We start from the raw sequence: 20984 nt of genomic DNA, 5'->3' as shown, positions 1-20984 counted from the left end.
TCCATCAATGTCAAAGAGCCAAGACAACAAAAGCAACCAGTCCGCCAATCCCTTGGCGACCCAGCCAACATCCACCATCTCCAGAACCAACCGCGTCACCGCCGCCGTCCCGCCTCAGCAACCTGCGTCGCTTCGGTGAGGGGCTATCTAGGGCCTGCGCAGACGACACGCAACCCTGATTTTAAAAAAATGTCACTTTTTTTGGTCATACTTGCCATCCCCGAGGAAAACTTGTGCGTCGCGCGAACGCCACCCCTACAGGTAGTGTTCCCTGCGCCCATGCAAAAGGCCGGGTCCTGCGACCCGGCCCCAAACCGCCGTGACCCTGATTCCTAGCGCAGCAGGCTTCGCCGCCCCTTCCAGATCGCCGGGATCAGCGTGGCCACATAGATCAGATCCAGCACCACCATCAGCACCCAGAACCGGCTGAACACCAGACCGACGACGATCACCGTCCCCATCAGCATCGCGCCCACGCCCCATCTCGGCACCCGCATCGCCTTGGGCGAGATCGTCGGCACGCGCGAGATCATCAGCACCCCGGCGATTCCCAGCCAGGCGGCGGTCAGCACCGGCGCATCCCGCACGTCGAAGATCCCCGACAACGTCAGGTAGACCGGCAGAAGCGCCAGCATCGCCCCCGCCGGGGCCGGCACGCCGGTGAAATGGGTCTTGCCCGCCCCATCCTCGCCGCGTGTCACGTTGAACCGCGCCAGCCGCAAACAGCCCGCCGCCGCGAAGACCAGCACGAACACCCAGCCAAGGGCATGCGCCTCGCCCAACGCGAAGCGATAGACCAGCAGGCCGGGCGCGACCGCGAAGCACAGGAAGTCCGAAAGACTGTCCAGCTCCGCCCCGAATTCCGAGGTCGCCCGCAGCCGCCGTGCGATCAACCCGTCCATTCCGTCGATCAGCCCCGCCAGCAGCACCAGAATCACCGCGGTCTGGAATTCCCCCACCATGGTGAAGCGAATCGAGGTCAGCCCCAGACACATCCCGGCGATCGTCACCAGATTCGGCAGCAGGAGCAGGAATGGCATCCGGTCGCGGTCATCCTCCGCCATCTCAGCGCACCCCACCAAGCCGTGCGGGCTCATCCGAGGTCAGATCGGCGATGACCGTTTCCCCGGCCACCATCGTCTGGCCGATCGACACCAGCGGCGAGACCCCTTCGGGCAGATAGATGTCGAGACGCGAGCCGAAGCGGATCAGGCCGAAACGTTCCCCGGTCATCAGTTGCTGGCCGGGCTTCACCTCGCACAGGATGCGCCGCGCTACGAGGCCCGCGATCTGCACCACCCCATAGCGGCGGCCATCCTCGGTCTCGACCGCAAGGCCGTTGCGTTCGTTGTCGGACGATGCCTTGTCGAGCGAGGCGTTGAAGAACTTCCCCGGCCGGTAAGCCACCGTCAGGATCTTGCCCGCCAGCGGCAACCGGTTCACGTGGCAGTTGAACACCGACATGAAGACCGACACCCGCGTCATCGGGCGATCGCCCAGCCCCAGCTCGACCGGCGGCACCGCCGGCTCCAGCAGCGAGACCACGCCGTCGGCGGGCGACACCATCAGCCCCGTGCGGGTCGGCGTGACACGGTCGGGATCGCGGAAGAAATAATAGCACCACACGGTCAACCCGACGCCGATCCAGCCCAGCACCGTGCAGATCAGGAACAGGATCAGGGTGATGCCGGCGAAGATCGCGACGAACTTGCGCCCCTCGCGGTGCATCGGCTTGATGAAGGTGGAAAGCATCGAAACGGACATGTCGGGCCCTGGATTGTTGTTTTGCGATAGGTAGCGCGTTTGGCCGCGGTTGAAAACACGCTGCATCGGCGGCTAACCCGAGTAAAACAATCGGGTTGACTTATCCGACTAAATTTATCAAATAAGCCCCGTCGAAGGGGAAGCCGCGATGATCGTCTGCCACTGTCTTCATATCACCGACCGCGACATCCACGCCGCCATCGACTGGATGCGCGCCGCCGACGCGCACGCGATCATCACCCCCGGCAAGATCTACCATGCCCTCGGCAAACGTGCCGATTGCGGCGGCTGCATGCCTCTTTTCCTTTCCACGATGCGCAAGAATGCTAATCTCGAAGTGCCCATGGAACTGCGCGGGCTTCGCGAAAGCGCTCATCTGAAAGGAAACATGCATGAAAGGCGACGCAAAGGTAATTGAATACCTTAACGCAGCTCTCCGGTCCGAACTCACCGCCATCTCGCAATACTGGGTCCACTTCCGCATGCAGGAAGACTGGGGCCTGATGAAGATGGCCAAGAAGTCGCGTGCCGAATCCATCGAGGAGATGAACCACGCCGACAAGCTGATCGCGCGGATCCTGTTCCTCGAAGGGCATCCGAATCTGCAAAAGCTCGACCCGCTGCGCATCGGCGAAGGCCCGCGCGAGACGCTGGAATGCGATCTGGCGGGGGAACATGACGCGCTGACACTCTATCGTGAAGCGCGCGACTATTGTGAATCGGTGCGCGATTACGTGTCCAAGAACCTGTTCGAGGATCTGATCAAGGACGAGGAAGGCCACGTCGACTTCCTCGAAACCCAGCTCGACCTGTTCGACCGCCTCGGCGCGCAGGGGTTTGCCCTGCTCAACGCCGCTCCGATGGACGAGGCGGACTGACCCACGGAAAAGGCGCCCCCGGGCGCCTTTTTCACGTCCTGAGCCGGCGCATCGCCATGATCTGCCAGACCGCCTGCGCCGGGGTGATGGTGCGGAACATGTCGGCCAGCATCTTCGCATCCGCCATGACCCCGGCCAGCCGCCCGCGTTTCGCACCCTTCCACGGGCTTGCGACGCCCGGCCAGCGCACCACCGCGATCCGCGCCTCCGCCGCCAGAATCCGGCGGTTCATGTAGACCTCCAGCCCGAAGCGCGGCAGGCTGCGCAGCGCCTCGGGCGACCCCAGAAGCGCGCGCGGCACCACCCTTTCGCCCGAGATGTAGTCAAGCCCGATCGCCCGCCACAGCCCCGGCGCATTGCCGCGCAGGCTGATCGCGACATCGGCCTGCCCCGCGCGCACCGGCGCGATCAGCGCGTTCAGGTCCGTCCCCGACAGCCCCATCAGATCGCTGTCCAGCAGCAACAGCAGATCGCCGAGCGCCGCCTCGATCCCCGCGGCGACGGCGCGGCTCTTGCCGCCGTTGCGCGGCATGCGGATCAACCGCACCCCGTCGATGCCGGCAACGATCTCGGCGGTGCCGTCGGCGGAGCCATCATCCACCACGATCACCTCGTCGATCGCCGGATGACCGATGACCGACCGCAGCACCGCCGCGATCCGGGGCGCCTCGTTATAGGCCGGAATCACACAGCTCAGACGGATCAAGCCTTGGTCTCCTCCGTTTCGCCCATCGCATTGCCGCGCCATTCAAACCCGCGACGCGCGAAGGTGGCAACCCAGAGCGGCGCCAGCAGCGCATCCCGTACGATCATCGCCACCACGTCCCGGGCCGAGGCAGGCCAGCCCGCCACGCGGCACAGCGCGACCTCCGCCGCATACCACAGCAGCAACATCGGCACCGCCCAGCCCCCCGCGCCTGCCAGCAGCAACGCCAGCACCGGCGGCCAGGGGCCGATCAGGATCTCGCCCATGAACAGCGCCGGAAAGCCCGCCCGCCGCACCCGCGACCAGCGCAGCTGCCGGTCCCAGACCGCGCGCAACCGCCGGTCGCCGATCGGCTGGGCAAAGGCGCGCCGCGTCAGCCGCACCTTCAGCCCCTGCCCCCGCACCACCTTGGTCGAGCCGACGTCCTCGGCCAGATCACGCCCAAGCGCCGCCGGCCCGCCCGCGCGGTCCAGCACATCGCGCCGCCAGACAAGGTTCTTGCCCTGCGCGAAGCCGTGCCCAAGCTGATCCGCCGCCAGCTGCCACCGCGCCTGCATCCCGTTCAGAAAGGCGCATTCCAGCGCGCCCCCGAACCCGTCCGGGCGGATGCCGACAGGCGGGCTGGTGACAAGGCCGGTGTCTCTGTCGAACCGCGCCATCACCTGATCCAGATAATCGCGCGGCAGCAGCACGTTGGAATCGATGATCGCGACGATCCCGCCCCGGCTTTCGCGCCAGCCCTTGACCACGTTGTTGAGCTTCGGATTGCCGCTGATCCGGTCCTCGCCGATCAGCAGCCGCGCGGCCCGGTCCGGATGCGCGGCGATCAACTGGCGGACAAGCGGCACCGCGGCATCTTCGGCGCGCGCGGCACAGAACAGGATTTCGTAATCGGGCCAGTCGAGCGCGAAGGTCGAGGCCAGCGTTTCCGCGTCATAGCGGTCCAGCCCGCAGACCGGCCGCACGATCGACACGAACGGGCGCTCCCCCGCCGCCTCCCCCGCAGGTCGCAGATAACGCCACAGCACCAGCCCCGCGGTGCCCAGATGCACCGCGAAAGCCGCCAGCGCGGCGGCGATCAGCAGAACGGACATCATATGCGGGACCAGATCCGGTGCCGGGCGGGGGCCGGGGTCCAGACCTCGGCGCTCTGCGTCTCGCCCGACCATTCCAGCATCTGCAGCGCGCCGTCCGCCGTCTCGACCAGCGCGGTCTGGCTGTCCACCCAGTCACCGCAATTCGCATAGGTGATCCCGTCGCGCAGATGCAGCGCCGCCTTGTGGAAATGGCCGCAGATCACCCCGTCATGGCCACCGTCCCGCGCCAGCGCGGTCAACCGTTCCTCGAACCTGTTGCCGACCAGCATCAGCGCATTGACCCCGACGATCGCCAGCTCGAACAGGCCCCGCTCCGTCGTCCGATGCAGGCGCTGCTTGAGCCACAGGTCCGTCAGCCGCAGGATCGCATTCGCCCGGCTGCCGATCCGGGTCATCACATGCCACCGGAAGATCCGCGCGTCGCACTGATCGCCATGCAGGACCAGCCAGCTGGTCCCGTCCGCCGCCTTGTGCACGGCCGTCTCGCACAGCTCGAACGCGCCGAATTGCGAACTTTCCAGCCGCCGCACCCGGTCGTCGTGGTTGCCCGGCAGATAGACCACCCGCACCCCGGACCGCGCCCGGTGCAGCAGATCCTCGACGATCTCGTCATGCACCTCGCTCCAGTGGAGCCGCCCGGCATGCCAGATGTCGAAGATATCGCCGACAAGATAGATCGTCTGGGCATCGGTATGGCGCAGGAAGTCCCGGAAACGCACGGCCCGGCTGCCCCAGGCACCCAGATGCAGATCCGATACGAAAAGACTGCGATAGCGCTTGCGGCATTCCGCATCGGCAGGCTGATCCATGTCTTCATCCTTTTGCAGCGCAGTAGGGAAATGCACCCGTCGCAATGCGGTTTCCTCCCACATCGAAAAAAATATGTGACAGCTTGCCCGTAACAGCAAAGGTGAAGGTAAACAGAGCGACCGACTGTGGCGGAAAGATCGCGGTCGCGTGAGCGGGGTTCAGCAATCCGTGATCGCTCGACGGGAACATCGGGCAGTCCCGTTCATTGATGCACCATCATCACGGCCACGAAAGGACATCCCGTGAAGTCCGTTACGAAGCATCTTCTGGCCACCGCCTGCGTTCTGGCGACCAGCCTGACCGCCGCGCCCGCCGTCATGGCGCAGGGCGCCCCCGCGGGACAGTGCCCGCCCGGCGCGCAGTCGCAGAACTGCCGCCCGCAGGCGCAGCAGCAACAGCAGGGCCAGCGCCCCGGCCCCGATCGCGGCCCGAACGGGCAGGCGAACGCCGGCCCCAGCCAGCGGCCGCAACAGTCCGGCCCCGCCGGCCGCCCCCCGCAACAGGGCCAGCCGCCGCAGCAAGGCCATCAGCAGGCCAACCGCGGCCCGCAAGGCGGACCCGCCGCCCACGGCCCCGCCCCCCGCATCGGCGACAGCGGCCGTCAGGGCCGTCCGTTCCAGCAGGCCCGCAACAGCCGCTTCCCGCCGCCGCCGCATGGGCAGGAATACCGCGTCGTCAATGACCGGCTGGTGCTGGTCGACCGCACGACGCTGGCCATCGTCTCGGTCCTCGGGCTGATGAGCGCGCTGACCAACTGATACGAACGGGGCCGGGGTTCCCCCCGGCCCCGCCACGGATTTCGCCCGAGGGTTCCCGTGGCTCTGGCCTCCGCCCCGATTCCCCTGTAAACCCGCCCGAAACGGACCAGAGGACGGACATGGCGCGGCATCTCATCACCTCGGCTATTCCCTATATCAACGGCATCAAGCATCTGGGCAACCTCGTCGGCAGCCAGCTGCCCGCCGATCTTTTCGCCCGCTACCTGCGCGCGCGCGGCCACGAGGTGATGTTCATCTGCGCGACCGACGAACACGGCACCCCGGCCGAGCTTGCCGCCGCCAAGGCGGGCAAGCCGGTGGCCGAATACTGCGCCGAAATGCACGAGGTTCAGGCCGGCATCGCCCGTGGCTTCCGGCTGTCCTTCGACCATTTCGGCCGCTCCTCCAGCGCGCGCAACCGGGTGCTGACGCAATATTTCGCCCGCGTGCTCGGCGAACAGGGGCTGATCGCCGAGAAAAGCGAAAAGCAGTTCTTCTCGATCGACGACAACCGCTTCCTGCCCGACCGCTATATCGAGGGCACCTGCCCCAACTGCGGTTACGAACGCGCCCGCGGCGATCAATGCGAGAACTGCACCAAACAGCTCGACCCGACCGACCTGATCAATCCGCGCTCGGCCATCTCGGGTTCGACCAATCTCGAACTGCGGGAGACGAAACACCTCTACCTGCGGCAGAAATCCCTGCGCGACGATATCCGCAACTGGATCACCTCGAAAACCGACTGGCCGGTGCTGACCACCTCGATCGCGCTGAAATGGCTCGATGACGGCGACGGGCTGCAGGACCGCGGCATCACCCGCGACCTGAAATGGGGCGTTCCGGCGCAATTCGAGGGCGCACCCTGGCACGGCATGGAGGGCAAGGTCTTCTACGTCTGGTTCGACGCGCCGATCGAATACATCGCCGCCACCGCCGAATGGGCCGATGCCAACGGCAAGACGGATGCCGACTGGCAACGCTGGTGGCGCACCGACGAGGGCGCCGACGACGTGACCTATACGGAATTCATGGGCAAGGACAACGTGCCCTTCCACACGCTCTCCTTCCCCGCCACGCTGATCGGCGTGAACCGGGCGGGCGGCGCGCAGTGGAAGATGGTCGACTACATCAAGTCCTTCAACTACCTCAACTATGACGGCGGGCAATTCTCGACCTCGCAGGGCCGCGGCGTGTTCATGGATCAGGCGCTGTCGATCCTGCCGCCGGATTACTGGCGCTGGTGGCTGCTCAGCCACGCCCCCGAAAGCGCGGACAGCGAATTCACCTGGGAAAACTTCCAGACCTCGGTGAACAAGGATCTGGCCGACGTGCTCGGCAATTTCGTCAGCCGGATCACCAAGTTCTGCCGCTCCAAATTCGGCGAGGCCCTGCCCGAGGGCGGCACCTGGGGCGAGCGGGAAGAGGCGCTGGTCATCGAACTGACCACCCGCATCCGCGCCTACGAAGCCTTCATGGAGGAAAAGGAGGTCCGCAAGGCCGCCGCCGAACTCCGCGCGATCTGGGTCGCGGGCAACGAATACCTGCAATCGGCCGCGCCCTGGACGGTGTTCAAGACCGACACCGCGCAGGCCGCGATGCAGACGCGGCTCGCGCTGAACCTGACCCGGCTCTATGCCGTGCTGGCGGAGCCCTTCATCCCGGATGCCTCTGCCACGATGCTGGCCGCGCTGAAGACCGAGGACCGCAGCTGGCCCGACGATCTCCGCACCGCGCTGACCACCCTGCCCGCCGGCCATGCGTTCGAGACGCCGGACGTCCTCTTCCGCAAGATCGCGGACGAGGAACGCGAGGAATGGCAAAAGCGCTTCTCTGGCATCCGCAGCTAAGCGAAGGCGGGGCATTGCCCCGCCCTCGCGCGACCGTCATCCATCGGTTGGCCGCTGTCCCGACCCAAAAGACATGCGCCGGAAATCCTTTTCATCTTTCCTTAAATATCCTCGGGGGTGAATGGGCCGCAGGCCCAGAGGGGGCAGAAGGCCCCCTTTCCCACGCGGCGGATTCGCCGAACGGGCGGGAAAAAGGAACGCCATATCCGGATTTTCCCGATCCCCGGCCGTAACGCCGAACCCGGAACCCTACCCGGTGCCGCCTCTCAGGACTTCGGCTCCTCGTAAACGCCCTGTTCCTTCAGCGCGTCGATCACCTCGCGCGGCATGTAGTTTTCATCATGCTTGGCAAGGATCTCGCTGGCGATGAAGGTGTCGCCCTGCATCCGGCCGGTGCCGACGACGCCCTGCCCCTCGCCGAACAGATCGGGCAGGACGCCGGTGAACCGCACGGGAACAGAGGCGCCGCCATCCGTGACACGGAAGCTGACCGTCTCGCCCGCGTCGCGCACCACCGAACCATCCTCGACCAGACCGCCAAGGCGGAAGGTCTCGCCAGGCGCGGGCGGCATCTCGACCAGTTGCGAGGGCGAGCGGAAAAAGCTGATCCCGTCGCGCATCGCATAGCCGATCATCGCGGTGGAGGCGGCAAGCGCCACCGCCGCCAACGCGATGATCTGGATCCGCCGCTTTTTCTTCAGGCTCCGCATCGGCTCTCCGTTACGGGAAGACGGGTGCCAGCATCAGCCCCGCGGTTTCCTCGTTCCCCAGCATCAGATTGGCGTTCTGGATCGCCTGCCCCGACGACCCCTTGCACAGGTTGTCGAGCGCGACCATCACCAGCGTCCGCCCCGGACGCCGGTCGCCGACCACACCGACATGGACGAAGTTGGACCCGCCGATCGACCGGGTCGAGGGCAGAGCGCCAAAGGGCAGCACTTCAAGGAACACTTCCTCGGCATAGCGCGCGGCCAGAGCGTCGTAGACTTCCCGCGCGTCGCCGCGCACATAGACCGTCGCCAGAATCCCGCGATTGAACGGCATCAGATGCGGGGTGAACTGCACGCGCACCTCACGCCCGGCGATCTTGGAAAATTCCTGATCGAACTCGCCCAGATGCCGGTGCTTGCCGCCCGCCGAATAGGGCATCGTGCCGCCAGACAGTTCCGCATGCAGCAGGTTTTCCTTCAGCGAACGCCCCGCGCCCGAGACACCCGCCTTCAGGTCGATGATGATCTCGTCAAGGTCGATCACCCCCGCCTCGATCAGCGGGCGCAGCGCATATTGCCCGGCGGCCGCGTTGCAGCCCGTTCCGGCGACCAGCCGCGCAGCGCGGATCTCGTCGCGATAGAACTCGGTCAGCCCGTAAACCGCCTCCTGCTGCAGGTCGAGCGCGATATGCGGCTTGCCATACCACTTTTCATATTCGGCCGGATCGCGCAGCCGGAAATCCGCCGACAGGTCCACCACCTTCAGATCGCGCGGCAAGTCCTTGATCACCGCCTGCGAGGTCGCATGCGGCAGCGCGCAGAACGCCAGATCGATCGTGGAAAAGTCGATCTCCTCGATCTTCACCAGATCGGGCAGGTTGAGATGGCGCAGATGGGGAAAGACCTCGCCCATGCTCATCCCCGCCTTGCGGTCGCCCGACAGGGCGGTGATCCGCATCGACGGATGGGTGGCGATGATCCGGGCAAGCTCGGCTCCGGTATAACCCGAAGCTCCGAGGACGGCGATAGTCTGGGTCATGGATCCCATCCTTGCAGCAGATATGAAAACGTCCGGGCCTGATGGCCCGGACATCTTTTCCGGCCAGACGGGCCCGGACGCAAGAGCCCTTGCGCGGAATCGCGCCTCAAGCGGCCTTGCGGCGGCGCAGAGCCGCCATTCCGGCCAGCGCCGAGGCCAGCAAAAGCCCGGCCGCAGGCAGCGGCACCGCGGGAAGGTCGGCCTCGCCCACCTGCCCCACCGCACCATCCGCGATGCCTGCCGCATCATCGGCGATGTCCCACGTGCCGCCGGCGACACCGCGCCCGGCTTCGTTCCCGGCCCCATTCTCGGCATAGCTCAGCACGCCCGCGCCATAGGTCGCCCGGACCCAGACATAAATGGTGTCAAGCACCCCGCCGAAATCGAGCGAGACAGCCGCACCCGTATTGCTGCCCGCGACATTCCACGGGTTGTAGGCCAGATCCCACGACCCGCCGGCGTAGCCGCATTCGTAGCAGGTGCCCCAAGGGCCATCCTGATCCTGACGCCCGTCGGCACGGGTCGACCATTTGATGTAGCCGCCATAATTCGTATAGCTGCTGCCCGTCGCGGCAATCGCGAAGGAAAGATCCGCGCTGCTGACGTTGTGCAGCGTGATGAGCTGCGTTTCAGTCGCGGCCAGATCGACCGTCGCGGCGGAAACGGCACCCGCAAACCCCGCCGCCGCCAGCGCAGCGGCGACAGCCGTAGTAACTCTGTATTTCATGACAATACCCTGTGGGCTCTTCGCCCGACCCGCCCCTGAACCTCTCACACGCGGCTGCGGCGATATAGTCGCGCCGTAGAAAAGCGAAAGCCCCACCGCGATCACATTTTCATCGCGGCGGATCAAATGGGCAGCGGCGTAGTGACGCGCCCCTCAGGCGGGCTGAAACGTCACCGGCTGGCGCAGGAATTGCGTCGCATGGACGGAGACAGAGGCCGGATCCCCCGTGGTCAGGAATTTCCGCTCCCGGCCCGCCCCAAGCATGTCCGGATGCCGGTGCAGGTAATCTTCGAGGCTCGATGCCACCAGCCGCGCCTGACTGAACACCTTGACGTCGTCGCCAAGCGCCTCCTGAAACGCCTTTTCCATGAAGGGATAATGCGTGCAGCCCAGAACCGCCGCCTCGGGATGGGGCATCCGGCGTTTCAGCGCCTCGACATGCGATTTCACCAGCGCCTCGGCGAGGATCTCGTCGCCCGCCTCGATCGCATCGACGACGCCGCCGCAGGGCTGCGCCTCGACATCCACACCGATCGCGCGGAACGCCAGTTCGCGCTGAAAGGCGCGGCTCGCCACCGTTGCCGGCGTGGCGAACAGGGCGACATTCTGCAATTCGACCTGCCGCGGCGGGGAATTGTCGCCCCATTTGCGTTCGGTCAGCGCCTCGATCATCGGCACGAAAACGCCCAGCACCCGCTTGTCCTTCGGCACCCAGGTTTCCTGCATCCGCTTCAGCGCCGCCGCCGAGGCGGTATTGCAGGCGAGAATCACCAGATCGCAGCCTTCCTGCCAGAGCCGTTCGACCCCCTTGCAGGTCAGGTTGAAGATGTCATCGGCGTTGCGCACCCCATAGGGCGCATGGGCGTTGTCGCCGTAATAGACGAAGGCGACCTCCGGCAGGCGCGCCGAAACCGCCCTGAGCACGGTCAGACCACCAAGCCCGCTGTCGAAAACGCCCACTGCCATGCCGAAACCTCCTGCACATGCCCCGCATGCCGGAGCGGGCACCTTCTAATCCCACCCTTGGGGGAAATAAATGGGAGAAATTACGCGATGCGGCCCACACATCCCCGCAAAACGCAAGAAATGACCACAAAGTGCCAATCCGGAAACGAAATCGTGCATATCGCCCGGCTGCATGGAAAAACAGCGCCGAAACGCGGCAAATTAGCGACAATTCCTGAACTTGTAGCGAATTTTCCGGCAACACCTGTTTGTAACGCCGCATTCCCCCCTATATGCGTTAGGAAACGCAAAGCAGGGATGAGTCAGACGCATATGGCGGGAATGGATTGGGACAAACTGCGGATCTTTCACGCGGTCGCGGATGCGGGATCCCTCACCCATGCGGGAGATTCGCTCAGGCTGTCGCAATCGGCGGTCAGCCGGCAGATCCGCGCACTGGAAGATGCGCTTGGCACCACGCTGTTCCACCGCCACGCCCGCGGCCTGATCCTGACCGAACAGGGGGAATTGCTGTTCGACGCCACCTCGACCATGGCGAAAAAGCTCGACACCGCCGCCGCCCGGATCCGCGATTCCGAGGAGGAGGTCTTTGGCGAGCTGAAGGTCACCACCACCGTCGGATTCGGCTCGCTCTGGCTGACCCCGCGGCTGTCCAAGCTCTACGACCGTTATCCCGACCTGAAGATCGACCTGATGCTGGAAGAGCGCGTGCTCGACCTGCCGATGCGCGAGGCGGATGTGGCGATCCGCATGAAGGAGCCGTCGCAGGCCGATCTGGTGCGCAAGCGGCTGCTGAACATCCGCATGCGGCTTTATGCGACAAAGGAATATCTGGCGCGCGCCGGCCGCCCCGAGCGGCTGGAGGATATGCGCGACCATCGCCTTGTCAGCCAGAACACGCTGGCCCCGCAGGTGCAGGCCGGTGCGCAGCTGACGCATCGCATCCGCGCGCAGGATGTGCGCTCGACCCTCAACGTGAACAATTACTTCGGCGTGTTGCAGGCGGTGCTGAGCCATATCGGCATCGGCGTCCTGCCCGACTACCTGACCATCGATTTCCCCGATCTGGAGCGCGTCCTGCCCGAGGTCGAATCCGTCGAGGTGCCGGTTTTCCTCGCCTATCCCGAGGAACTGCGCCAGTCGCGCCGGGTGACGGCCTTTCGGGAATTCGTTCAGGAAGAGATCACCGCCTATCGCCGCCAGCAATCGTCGGAAAACAGCGTCGAGTGACGCCAGCGCGCCGGGCCGGATTGCACGCATAGCCGCTATGCAAATCCGTAATGTCGTTTCTCCTTGATTGATTCATAAACTGCACATAAATCAAGCGTAGAAGATGATGGTTTGAGGAAACTCTCATCATCTTCTACCTCCCTGTTGGACTATGGCCGAGCTTTGTCTCGGCCTTTTTTTTGCCTTGTCGCTTCCCACGGGCGGGGTTTCCACGTGTTGCGCGGGCAAGGGGGCGCTGCCCCCTCGGCGCAAGCGCCTCACCCCCGGGATATTTATGGAAAAACGACGGGGAAAAGGCCGCGCGGGGATTTTGCGCGGCGTTCCGGAACCCGACGGCATCCCGGCGCCCCCAGCCTTGCCGCGCGGGCGCCTGCCCCCTTTCCCCGCAGCCCCATATGGCATAAGGGAAGCGCAAAGCCGCACCGCCCCGGAGGATCCGATGACCGAGCCGCAGATCACCCCTGACATCGTCGCCGCACATGGGCTCAAGCCCGACGAATATCAGCGTATCCTCGAGATCATCGGGCGCGACCCCAGCTTTACCGAACTGGGCATCTTCTCGGCGATGTGGAACGAGCATTGCTCCTACAAATCCTCGAAGAAATGGCTGCGCACGCTGCACACCACCGGCCCGCAGGTGATCTGCGGCCCCGGCGAGAATGCGGGCGTCGTCGATATCGGCGACGGGCAGGCGGTGATCTTCAAGATGGAGAGCCACAACCACCCCTCCTACATCGAGCCGCATCAGGGCGCGGCGACGGGCGTGGGCGGCATCCTGCGCGACGTCTTCACCATGGGCGCGCGGCCGATCGCGGCGATGGACAGCCTGTCCTTCGGCGTGCCCGCGCATCCCAAGACCTCGCATCTGGTCAAGGGCGTGGTCGAGGGCATCGGTCATTACGGCAACTGCTTCGGCGTGCCGAATGTGGGGGGCGAGGTGCGGTTCCACCCCTCCTACAACGGCAACTGTCTGGTGAACGCCTTCGCGGCGGGGCTCGCCGATACCGATCGCATCTTCTACTGCGCGGCCTCGGGCGTGGGGATGCCGGTGGTCTATGTCGGCGCCAAGACCGGACGGGACGGCGTCGGCGGCGCGACCATGGCCTCGGCCGAATTCGACGACACGATCGAGGAAAAGCGCCCCACCGTGCAGGTCGGCGACCCCTTCACCGAAAAGAAGCTGATGGAGGCCTGCCTTGAGCTGATGCAGACGGACGCGGTGATTTCCATTCAGGACATGGGGGCCGCGGGGTTGACCTGTTCGGCGGTCGAGATGGGCGACAAGGGCGGCCTTGGCATCCGGCTGGTGCTCGATCACGTGCCGCAGCGCGAAACCGCCATGACGGCCTATGAGATGATGCTGTCGGAATCGCAGGAACGCATGCTGATGGTCCTGAAGCCCGAAAAGCAGGACGAGGCCCGCGCCATCTTCGACAAATGGGATCTGGACTTTGCCGTGGTGGGCGAAACCATCGCAGAGGACCGCTTCCTCATCCTGCATGGCAATGAGGTGATGGCGGATCTGCCGCTGTCGAAGCTGTCCTCCTCGGCGCCCGAATATGACCGGCCCTGGGTGGAAACGCCGAAGCCCGCTCCGGTGGCGCCGCTGCCGGAGATCGCGCCCATCGCGGCCTTGCGCGCGCTGATCGGGTCTCCGAACTATGCGGCCAAGGACTGGGTGTTCGAGCAATACGACACGCAGGTCATGGGCGACACGGTGCGCCGTCCGGGCCTTGGCGCGGGCGTGGTGCGGGTGCATGGCACCGACAAGGCCGTGGCCTTCACCTCGGACGTGACGCCACGCTACGTCAAGGCGAACCCGTTCGAGGGCGGCAAGCAGGCCGTGGCCGAAGCCTATCGCAACCTCATCGCCGTCGGCGCGCTGCCGCTGGCCACCACCGACAACCTGAACTTCGGCAACCCGGAAAAGCCCGAGATCATGGGCCAGCTCGTCGGCGCGATCAAAGGCATCGACGCCGCCTGCCGGGCGCTGGACTTCCCGATCGTGTCGGGGAACGTGTCGCTTTACAATGAAACCGACGGTTCGGGCATCCTGCCCACGCCGACCATCGGCGCGGTGGGGCTGATCGAAAACCTCGACGACCTGATCTCCGGCGTGCCGGCCGAAGGCGATATCGCGATCCTTGTCGGCGAGACCTTCGGCCACCTCGGTCAGTCGGCGCTTGCCCTTGAGGCCTTCGGCCGCGAGGATGGCGACGCGCCCGAAGTCGATCTGGATGCCGAGCGCCGCAACGGCGAGTTCCTCCGCGCGCATCGCAAGGCGCTGAAGGGCGCGACCGACCTCGCCGATGGCGGCCTCGCGCTCGCGGCATTCGAGATGGCCGAAGCCGGCGGCGTGGGCGTGACGCTCGACGCGGGCGATATTCCGACGCTCTTCGGCGAGGATCAGGCCCGCTACCTGATCGTCTGCGACGAGGCCGGGGCAAAGGCGCTCGAAGCCGCGGCGCTGACCTCGGACGTGGCGCTGACCCGCGTCGGCCGCTTCGGTGGCACGCAGGTCACGTTCGGCACCGACAGCGCGCCGCTTGCCGATCTGTCGCGGCTCTACCGCACCGCTTTTGTCGAAAAGATCGGCCTCTGACGTCAGAAGCGGCATGCCGGGCACGCGCCATGCGCCGCCCCCTTGCCGCTCCTTCGCTCCGCGCCTAGATTGATTCCAAAGACGAGGAGTTCCCCATGCCTATGGAAGCCCAGGACATCGAAGCCCTGATCCGCGAAACCTTCCCCGATGCTGTGATCACCATCACCGATCTGGCAGGAGACGGGAATCACTGGGCGGCAGAGGTGATCGACGCCTCGTTCAAGGGGCTCAACCGGGTGCAGCAGCAGCGCGCGGTCTTCGCCGCGCTCAAAGGTGCGATGGACGGGCCGAACGCGCCGCTCCATGCGCTCGCGCTGACCACCAAGGCCCCGGAATAATCAGGATGCAGGCGCCGGAAGGCGCGGAAAGGACGAACAGGATGAGCGCGCTCGATCAGATCCAGAACGACATCGGCACCAATGACGTGGTGCTTTACATGAAGGGCACCAAGGAAATGCCGCGCTGCGGTTTTTCCAGCCGTGTGGCCGGGGTGCTGAATTTCATGGGCGTCGACTACAAGGATATCGACGTCCTCGCGGATGCGGACATCCGGCAGGGGATCAAGGATTTCTCCGAATGGCCGACGATCCCGCAGCTTTACGTTAAGGGCGAATTCGTCGGCGGCTGCGATATCGTGACGGAAATGACGCTGTCGGGCGAACTCGACAAGCTGTTCGAGGACAAGGGCATCGCCTTCGACAAGGCGAAGGCGGAGCAGATCCGCGCCGCCAACGCCTGATTCCCCCGGCCGTCAGCGAAAATGGAAAGGCCCGGCGCGATGCCGGGCCTTTGTCATTTCGTCCGGCCGAACAGCCTTTGCTTGAACAGCGCCCACCGGCCCTTGGCGCGTTCGCCAGCCGCCTCGGCGCGGTAGCCCACCTCGTCGATCCGGCTCGCCGCATTGCCGAACAGCGGGTCGAGCGAGCGTTGCCGGAACTGCCGCCACATCGCCCGGATCAGCAGCGCGACCGCCGCCAGCAAAAGCAGGATGACGATGCTGGCCCAAGGGATGATGCGCACATCCGGCCCGGAAACGGCCCGCACCGAGATCGCGTTCGGGAAGGTGGACAGCAGCTCCTGCCGCCAGCCATAGCGGGTGATCACCGCCCATTTCGGCGTTTCCGGCGTGGATTTCAGATCCTCGGCCTTTGCCTGCAGGGTAGCGGTATCGAACTTGAAATAGGGCGGCCAGCCCCAGCCGGTATCCTCGTTGCGATAGACGATGGCCTTGCCGTTCGCCTTGACCGCGGCGATGAACTGCACGTCGCGGTTCACCTGATTGACCTGCGTCTTGCTCGACCCGGACCAGAAGACCCGCGTCCATCCGGTCAGATCCACCCGCTGCTGATAGGTGCCAACGATCCGCACCACGTCATGCTGCGGCAGCGTGTAATACAGGAAGCCCGCGACGAACAGCAGCACGAGCGTCCAGAATGTAGGTTTCACATAGCGCATCGCACCCTCACCATTGCATGTTCATCACGACGATCAGCGCCGTCATGACGCAGACCGGCACCACATAGACCAGCCACAAGAGCTTGCGCCGCAGGCTTTTTTCATAGCGCGCCATGCCCTCTTTGACAAAGCTGTCGCGCGGACCCAGATCCTTGCCCGCCCCATCCTTGCCTGTCGTCGCGTCCCAGCGGTTTTCCAGCCGCTCGCGTTGCAGCGACCGGCAATAGGCCAGCAGCAGCCAGTAGATCAGCGTGAGCGTGAACAGCCCAAGGAAGATCAGTTTCCAGAATGCCAGCACCGCAATCTCCTGCCGGTTTTGCCCCACTTAACCGCTTGCGCCCACTTAACTGCTTGTGATGGTGCAAGGGAAGGGGCCGCGCGGTCGCGGCGGCATTTGACCTGCGACACGGGCGGGATTAGCGTGACCGCATGGACCTGGCCCGCCGTATCCGAACCGAGGTGGATGCCCGCCGCGACGCGCTCGTGGCGCTGGCCCGCGATCTGATCCGCATCCCCACGCTGAACCCGCCCGGCCAGTGCTACCGCGACCTGTGCGAGGCGCTTGGCGCACGCCTGTCAGCCTCGGGCTTCACGGTCGAGCTGCTGCGCGCCACCGGCACCCCCGGCGATTGCGAGGAATGGCCGCGCTGGAACCTTGTCGCGCGGCGTGCGGGCGCCCTGCCCGGCGATTGCGTGCATTTCAATTCGCATCACGACGTGGTCGAGGTCGGACAGGGCTGGACCCGCGATCCGTTCGGCGGCGCGGTCGAGGGCGACCGCCTTTACGGCCGGGGGGCGAGCGACATGAAGGGCGGGCTTGCCGCCTCGGTCATCGCGGCCGAAGCCTTCATCGCCGCCTGCCCCGACCATCGCGGCGCGATCGAGATCTCGGCGACGGCGGATGAGGAATCGGGCGGCTATGGCGGGGTCGCCTGGCTCGCGGAACGCGGCTGGTTCTCGCCCGAAAGGGTGCAGCATGTCATCATCCCGGAACCCCTGCACAAGGATCAGATCTGCCTTGGCCATCGTGGCGTCTGGTGGGCGGAAATCGAGACGCATGGTCGCATCGCCCATGGCTCGATGCCCTTCCTTGGCGACAGCGCGATCCGCCACATGGGCGCGGTGCTTGAGGAAATGGAGGCGACGCTCTACCCCCTGCTGGCGGGCAAGCGCACCGCGATGCCGGTGATCCCCGAAGGCGCGCGGGCCTCGACCCTCAACGTCAACTCCATTCACGGGGGCGAGCCGGACCGTGGCCCCGGCTTCACCGGCCTGCCCGCGCCCTGCGTCGCCGACCGCTGCCGCATCACCATCGACCGCCGCTTCCTGATCGAGGAGGACCCCGCCGAGGTGAAGGCCGAGGTCACCCGCCTGATGGAGCGCATCCGCGCCCGCCGCCCCGGCTTCCGCTACGAGATCCGCACGCTTTTCGAGGTGCAGCCGACGATGACCGACCGTGACGCGCCGGTCGTGCGCTCCACCGCCGCGGCGATCGAGGCGGTGCTCGGCCGCGAGGCGGGCTATGTCGTCTCCCCCGGCACCTACGACCAGAAGCACATCGACCGCATCGGCCGGCTGAAGAACTGCATCGCCTACGGGCCGGGTCAATTGGCGCAGGCGCATCAGCCCGATGAATGGATCGGCATCACCGACATGGCGGACAGTGCGCGGGTCATGGCGCTTGTCCTTGCGGAACTTCTGGCGCCCCGGTCGGCGTAAACCCCTTGATCGCCGCGCGCATCGCGCCAAAGATGCCCGCAACCATTCAAATCCCGGGGGAGGATTGATGAAACGGACGCTTGTTGCCGCGGCCCTGACGTTCTGGGCCACAACCGCGCTGGCCGCGCCCGATGCGGTGACGCTCGGCATGGTGCTGGAGCCGCCCAATCTCGATCCGACCGCGGGCGCGGCGGCGGCGATCGATGAGGTCGTCTACGCCAATGTCTTCGAGGGGCTGACGCGCTTTGCCCCCGACGGTTCGATCCTGCCCGCGCTCGCGCAAAGCTGGGACGTGTCCGAGGACGGCACCGTCTACACCTTCCATCTGGTCACCGGCGCGACCTTCCACGACGGCACCACCTTCGACGCCGAGGACGTGAAGTTCAGCCTCGACCGTGCGCGGGCCGAGGACAGCACCAACGCGCAGAAGGCGCTGTTCACCGGGATCTCCTCGGTCGAGGTGCTGGACCCGGCGACGGTGAAGGTCACGCTTGCGGCGCCCGATGGCGCCTTTCCGTTCAAGATGGCCTGGGGGGATGCGGTGATCGTCGCCCCCGAATCGATCGCGACCGATGCGACGAAGCCTGTCGGCACCGGCCCCTTTCAGTTCGGGGAATGGGTGCAGGGCGACCGCGTCACCCTGACCGCCTATCCGGACTACTGGGGGGAAAAGCCGGCGCTGAACCGCGCCACCTTCCGCTTCATCTCGGACCCGACGGCGGCCTTCGCGGCGATGATGTCGGGCGATATCGACGCCTTCCCGAATTATCCCGCCCCCGAAACCCTGAGCCAGTTCGAGGCCGATCCCCGCTTCAAGGTCGTCGTCGGCACCACCGAGGGCGAAACGATCCTCGCCATGAACAACCGCAACCCGCCGCTGAACGACGTGCGGGTGCGCGAGGCCATCGCCCATGCGATCAACCGGCAGGAAATCATCGACGGCGCGATGTTCGGCTATGGCACGCCGATCGGCACGCATTTCCCGCCGCACAACCCCGATTACGTCGATCTGACGGATCTTTCCGCCTACGACCCGGACAAGTCCCGTGCTCTGCTTGCCGAGGCTGGCGCGTCCGACCTGACGCTGCGGCTGGCGCTGCCGCCGCCCTCCTACGCCCGCCGCGGCGGCGAGATCGTCGCCGCGCAGCTGGCCGCCGTGGGCATCCGCACGCAGATCACCAATGTCGAATGGGCGCAGTGGCTGGAACAGGTGTTCGGCAACCATGACTTCGACCTGACGATCATCAGCCATGTCGAGCCCGCCGACATGAACATCTACGCCCGGCCGGACTATTATTTCGGCTACGACAAGCCGGAATTCATCACGCTGATGGCCGAACTCGACCGCGCCGTGGATCCGGCGGATCGCTCCGCCCTGACGAAACAGGCCGAAGAGATGATCGCCCATGATTACGTCAACGCCTTCCTGTTCCAGCTGGCGAAGACCGGCGTGGCGAAGGCGAAGCTCGAAGGTCTGTGGGAAAACGCGCCCACCCCGGCGAACGACCTGACCGGGGTCTACTGGGCGGAATGACCCGACGAACGGGCGGCGCGGTCAGTTCAGGCCGCGCAGCTCGCGTTCGCGTTCCTCGGCGGATTGCACGGCGGCCTGATACTGCTCCGCCTCGACTTCCGACAGGTCGGGGATCTCCCCCGCTTCCCAGGCGCGGCGGTCGGCCTCGATCGCGGCGGTATCGCTTTCGGGCACGACATAGCCGGTGTGCAGCTCGACCATCGGTCCCTCCAGATCAAGGCTTTCGCTGCGCGAACGCACATGCACCTTGGTGCCCAGCTCGGCCTCGTCGAACAGGTCGATGATGTCTTGGTTGAACAACCGGATGCAGCCCGCCGAGGTCGCCTTGCCGATCGAACTCGGGTCCATGGTGCCGTGAATGCGGTAATAGGTGTCCCTGCCGTTGCGATAGAGATACAGCGCCCGCGCCCCCAGCGGATTGTCGAGCCCGCCCGGCAGCCCCGCCGCCAGCGGCCCATACAGGTCGGGTTCGGTGCGAATCATGTTCTTGGTCGGCGCCCAGTAGGGATATTCCTCCTTGCGCCGCACCACCGCATCGCCGGAAAAGCCGCGCCCGGCCTTGCCCACGGCCACGCCAAAGCGCATCGCCCGCCCCGGCTCGACCACGTGATACAGCACCCGCGCATAGGGATCGACGACGATCGAGCCGGGCTCTTCCGGCCCGGTGTAATCAACCCAGGTGCGGCGGTTGCGTTCGTTCAGATAGGCGGGATTGACGGCCGGGATGGTCCGCTCGCCGTCCTTCCGCGCCCGGTAGACCGCCGGCACCATAAGGCCCGGAGTCGCCTGCGACGGCGCCCGGCTGCCACCGCATCCGGCCAGAGCCACAAGAGACAATCCCGTGAGAATCATCGCCCGTCGCGGCATCGGAATGATCGTCAATGTGTCACCTGTCCGTTTGAATTCTGTCCGGTCTGCCCGGTTCCGATGCACAGAAGTCCAATGCAGCCCCGGTTGGTCAAGGGGTTGCGGGGTTTTTCGGTTCCCGACTGTTGCGCAAAAAACCCGGCCGCGGCGCGCCGCCATGCCGGAATGACGCCAGTGACGCCGCCCCGGCGCGAAATGAGGCGCCACCCGGAGAGGCTGCCCGAAAAGCGGACGGCCGGGCCTCATTGGCCTCTCCACGCCACATCTTCGCC

22 protein-coding genes are annotated in these 20984 nt (G+C 65.7%); 10 read left to right on the top strand and 12 right to left on the bottom strand.

Going from position 1 to position 20984, the window contains the following annotated elements; translation table 11 throughout:
• Nucleotides 1–332 precede the first annotated feature (332 nt).
• Nucleotides 333–1040: a CDP-diacylglycerol--serine O-phosphatidyltransferase gene (gene pssA / locus D2T30_RS18750; RefSeq protein ID WP_241648338.1), complete on the bottom strand. Its 708-nt coding sequence runs from the start codon at nucleotides 1038–1040 to the stop codon at nucleotides 333–335.
• A gap of 25 nt (nucleotides 1041–1065) precedes the next feature.
• Nucleotides 1066–1764 (bottom strand): phosphatidylserine decarboxylase, encoded by a 699-nt coding sequence (locus D2T30_RS18745; RefSeq protein WP_128185414.1) that lies wholly within the window; start codon nucleotides 1762–1764, stop codon nucleotides 1066–1068.
• Nucleotides 1765–1912: 148 nt separating this feature from the next.
• Between D2T30_RS18745 and D2T30_RS18740 the strand changes: the two genes are divergently transcribed.
• The gene (locus D2T30_RS18740) at nucleotides 1913–2182 is read left to right on the top strand and encodes a (2Fe-2S)-binding protein (protein ID WP_128185412.1); all 270 of its coding nucleotides are present in this window, start codon (nucleotides 1913–1915) and stop codon (nucleotides 2180–2182) included.
• Complete coding sequence (gene bfr, locus D2T30_RS18735; protein WP_128185410.1) at nucleotides 2157–2642, top strand: bacterioferritin; 486 nt, start codon at nucleotides 2157–2159, stop codon at nucleotides 2640–2642. Before D2T30_RS18740 ends, bfr begins: the two co-directional genes overlap by 26 nt.
• Before the next feature lie 31 nt (nucleotides 2643–2673).
• On the opposite strand, the gene D2T30_RS18730 is transcribed toward bfr, so the two are convergent.
• The 3 genes from D2T30_RS18730 to D2T30_RS18720 are packed head-to-tail and all read right to left on the bottom strand — an operon-like array spanning nucleotide 2674 to nucleotide 5254.
• Nucleotides 2674–3345: a glycosyltransferase family 2 protein gene (locus D2T30_RS18730; protein WP_128210141.1), complete on the bottom strand. Its 672-nt coding sequence runs from the start codon at nucleotides 3343–3345 to the stop codon at nucleotides 2674–2676.
• Entirely contained in the window at nucleotides 3345–4445 is a 1101-nt protein-coding gene (locus D2T30_RS18725) for a ceramide glucosyltransferase (RefSeq protein ID WP_128210132.1), read from the bottom strand. Before D2T30_RS18725 ends, D2T30_RS18730 begins: the two co-directional genes overlap by 1 nt.
• Entirely contained in the window at nucleotides 4442–5254 is an 813-nt protein-coding gene (locus D2T30_RS18720; protein ID WP_128210131.1) for a UDP-2,3-diacylglucosamine diphosphatase, read from the bottom strand. The genes D2T30_RS18725 and D2T30_RS18720 overlap by 4 nt, the downstream gene beginning before the upstream one ends.
• Before the next feature lie 243 nt (nucleotides 5255–5497).
• On the opposite strand from D2T30_RS18720, the gene D2T30_RS18715 reads away from it, so the two are divergent.
• The gene (locus tag D2T30_RS18715) at nucleotides 5498–6013 is read left to right on the top strand and encodes a hypothetical protein (RefSeq protein ID WP_128210130.1); all 516 of its coding nucleotides are present in this window, start codon (nucleotides 5498–5500) and stop codon (nucleotides 6011–6013) included.
• Nucleotides 6014–6132: 119 nt separating this feature from the next.
• Nucleotides 6133–7863 (top strand): methionine--tRNA ligase, encoded by a 1731-nt coding sequence (gene metG, locus D2T30_RS18710; RefSeq protein ID WP_128210129.1) that lies wholly within the window; start codon nucleotides 6133–6135, stop codon nucleotides 7861–7863.
• Nucleotides 7864–8129: 266 nt separating this feature from the next.
• Here the strand turns inward: metG and ccmE are convergent, their stop codons facing one another.
• The 4 genes from ccmE to D2T30_RS18690 all read right to left on the bottom strand — a co-directional run bounded on the left by ccmE (nucleotide 8130) and on the right by D2T30_RS18690 (nucleotide 11305).
• Nucleotides 8130–8573 (bottom strand): cytochrome c maturation protein CcmE, encoded by a 444-nt coding sequence (gene ccmE, locus D2T30_RS18705; protein ID WP_128210128.1) that lies wholly within the window; start codon nucleotides 8571–8573, stop codon nucleotides 8130–8132.
• A gap of 10 nt (nucleotides 8574–8583) precedes the next feature.
• Nucleotides 8584–9612 carry an N-acetyl-gamma-glutamyl-phosphate reductase gene (argC, locus tag D2T30_RS18700; protein ID WP_128210127.1) on the bottom strand — a complete coding sequence of 343 codons (1029 nt, stop codon included), beginning with the start codon at nucleotides 9610–9612 and terminating at the stop codon, nucleotides 8584–8586.
• A gap of 106 nt (nucleotides 9613–9718) precedes the next feature.
• Nucleotides 9719–10339, bottom strand: a complete 621-nt coding sequence (locus D2T30_RS18695; RefSeq protein WP_128210126.1) for a VPLPA-CTERM sorting domain-containing protein — start codon at nucleotides 10337–10339, stop codon at nucleotides 9719–9721.
• A gap of 153 nt (nucleotides 10340–10492) precedes the next feature.
• Nucleotides 10493–11305, bottom strand: a complete 813-nt coding sequence (locus tag D2T30_RS18690) for a glutamate racemase (protein ID WP_128210125.1) — start codon at nucleotides 11303–11305, stop codon at nucleotides 10493–10495.
• 321 nt (nucleotides 11306–11626) lie between these two features.
• Here D2T30_RS18690 and D2T30_RS18685 point away from each other — a divergent pair, with 321 nt between their 5' ends.
• The 4 genes from D2T30_RS18685 to grxD all read left to right on the top strand — a co-directional run bounded on the left by D2T30_RS18685 (nucleotide 11627) and on the right by grxD (nucleotide 15876).
• A complete protein-coding gene (locus D2T30_RS18685; protein ID WP_128210140.1) occupies nucleotides 11627–12535 on the top strand; it encodes a LysR family transcriptional regulator in 909 nt (302 codons plus the stop codon).
• Nucleotides 12536–12974: 439 nt separating this feature from the next.
• Complete coding sequence (gene purL / locus D2T30_RS18680; protein WP_128210124.1) at nucleotides 12975–15137, top strand: phosphoribosylformylglycinamidine synthase subunit PurL; 2163 nt, start codon at nucleotides 12975–12977, stop codon at nucleotides 15135–15137.
• A gap of 95 nt (nucleotides 15138–15232) precedes the next feature.
• Entirely contained in the window at nucleotides 15233–15475 is a 243-nt protein-coding gene (locus tag D2T30_RS18675) for a BolA/IbaG family iron-sulfur metabolism protein (protein WP_128185390.1), read from the top strand.
• Between the two features lie 41 nt (nucleotides 15476–15516).
• On the top strand, nucleotides 15517–15876 hold the full coding sequence (gene grxD / locus D2T30_RS18670) for a Grx4 family monothiol glutaredoxin (RefSeq protein WP_128210123.1): 360 nt from the start codon (nucleotides 15517–15519) through the stop codon (nucleotides 15874–15876).
• 53 nt (nucleotides 15877–15929) lie between these two features.
• Here the strand turns inward: grxD and D2T30_RS18665 are convergent, their stop codons facing one another.
• Together D2T30_RS18665 and D2T30_RS18660 are read right to left on the bottom strand one after the other, a co-directional pair.
• Nucleotides 15930–16592, bottom strand: a complete 663-nt coding sequence (locus D2T30_RS18665) for a DUF1523 family protein (protein WP_128210122.1) — start codon at nucleotides 16590–16592, stop codon at nucleotides 15930–15932.
• A gap of 7 nt (nucleotides 16593–16599) precedes the next feature.
• Nucleotides 16600–16890, bottom strand: coding sequence for a hypothetical protein (locus D2T30_RS18660; RefSeq protein ID WP_128210121.1), 291 nt, complete (start codon nucleotides 16888–16890; stop codon nucleotides 16600–16602).
• Between the two features lie 131 nt (nucleotides 16891–17021).
• Here D2T30_RS18660 and D2T30_RS18655 point away from each other — a divergent pair, with 131 nt between their 5' ends.
• Both D2T30_RS18655 and D2T30_RS18650 read left to right on the top strand, forming a co-directional pair.
• Nucleotides 17022–18311: an acetylornithine deacetylase/succinyl-diaminopimelate desuccinylase family protein gene (locus D2T30_RS18655; RefSeq protein WP_128210120.1), complete on the top strand. Its 1290-nt coding sequence runs from the start codon at nucleotides 17022–17024 to the stop codon at nucleotides 18309–18311.
• 67 nt (nucleotides 18312–18378) lie between these two features.
• Nucleotides 18379–19845 (top strand): ABC transporter substrate-binding protein, encoded by a 1467-nt coding sequence (locus D2T30_RS18650; protein WP_128210119.1) that lies wholly within the window; start codon nucleotides 18379–18381, stop codon nucleotides 19843–19845.
• Nucleotides 19846–19866: 21 nt separating this feature from the next.
• On the opposite strand, the gene D2T30_RS18645 is transcribed toward D2T30_RS18650, so the two are convergent.
• Entirely contained in the window at nucleotides 19867–20727 is an 861-nt protein-coding gene (locus D2T30_RS18645) for a L,D-transpeptidase (protein ID WP_241651332.1), read from the bottom strand.
• Nucleotides 20728–20984 lie beyond the last annotated feature (257 nt).

This window comes from Paenirhodobacter populi, assembly GCF_004022215.1.
Classification (GTDB): domain Bacteria; phylum Pseudomonadota; class Alphaproteobacteria; order Rhodobacterales; family Rhodobacteraceae; genus Rhodobacter; species Rhodobacter populi.
Note: the sequence above shows the minus strand (reverse complement) of the source record. Positions and strands in the feature narration are given on the sequence as shown.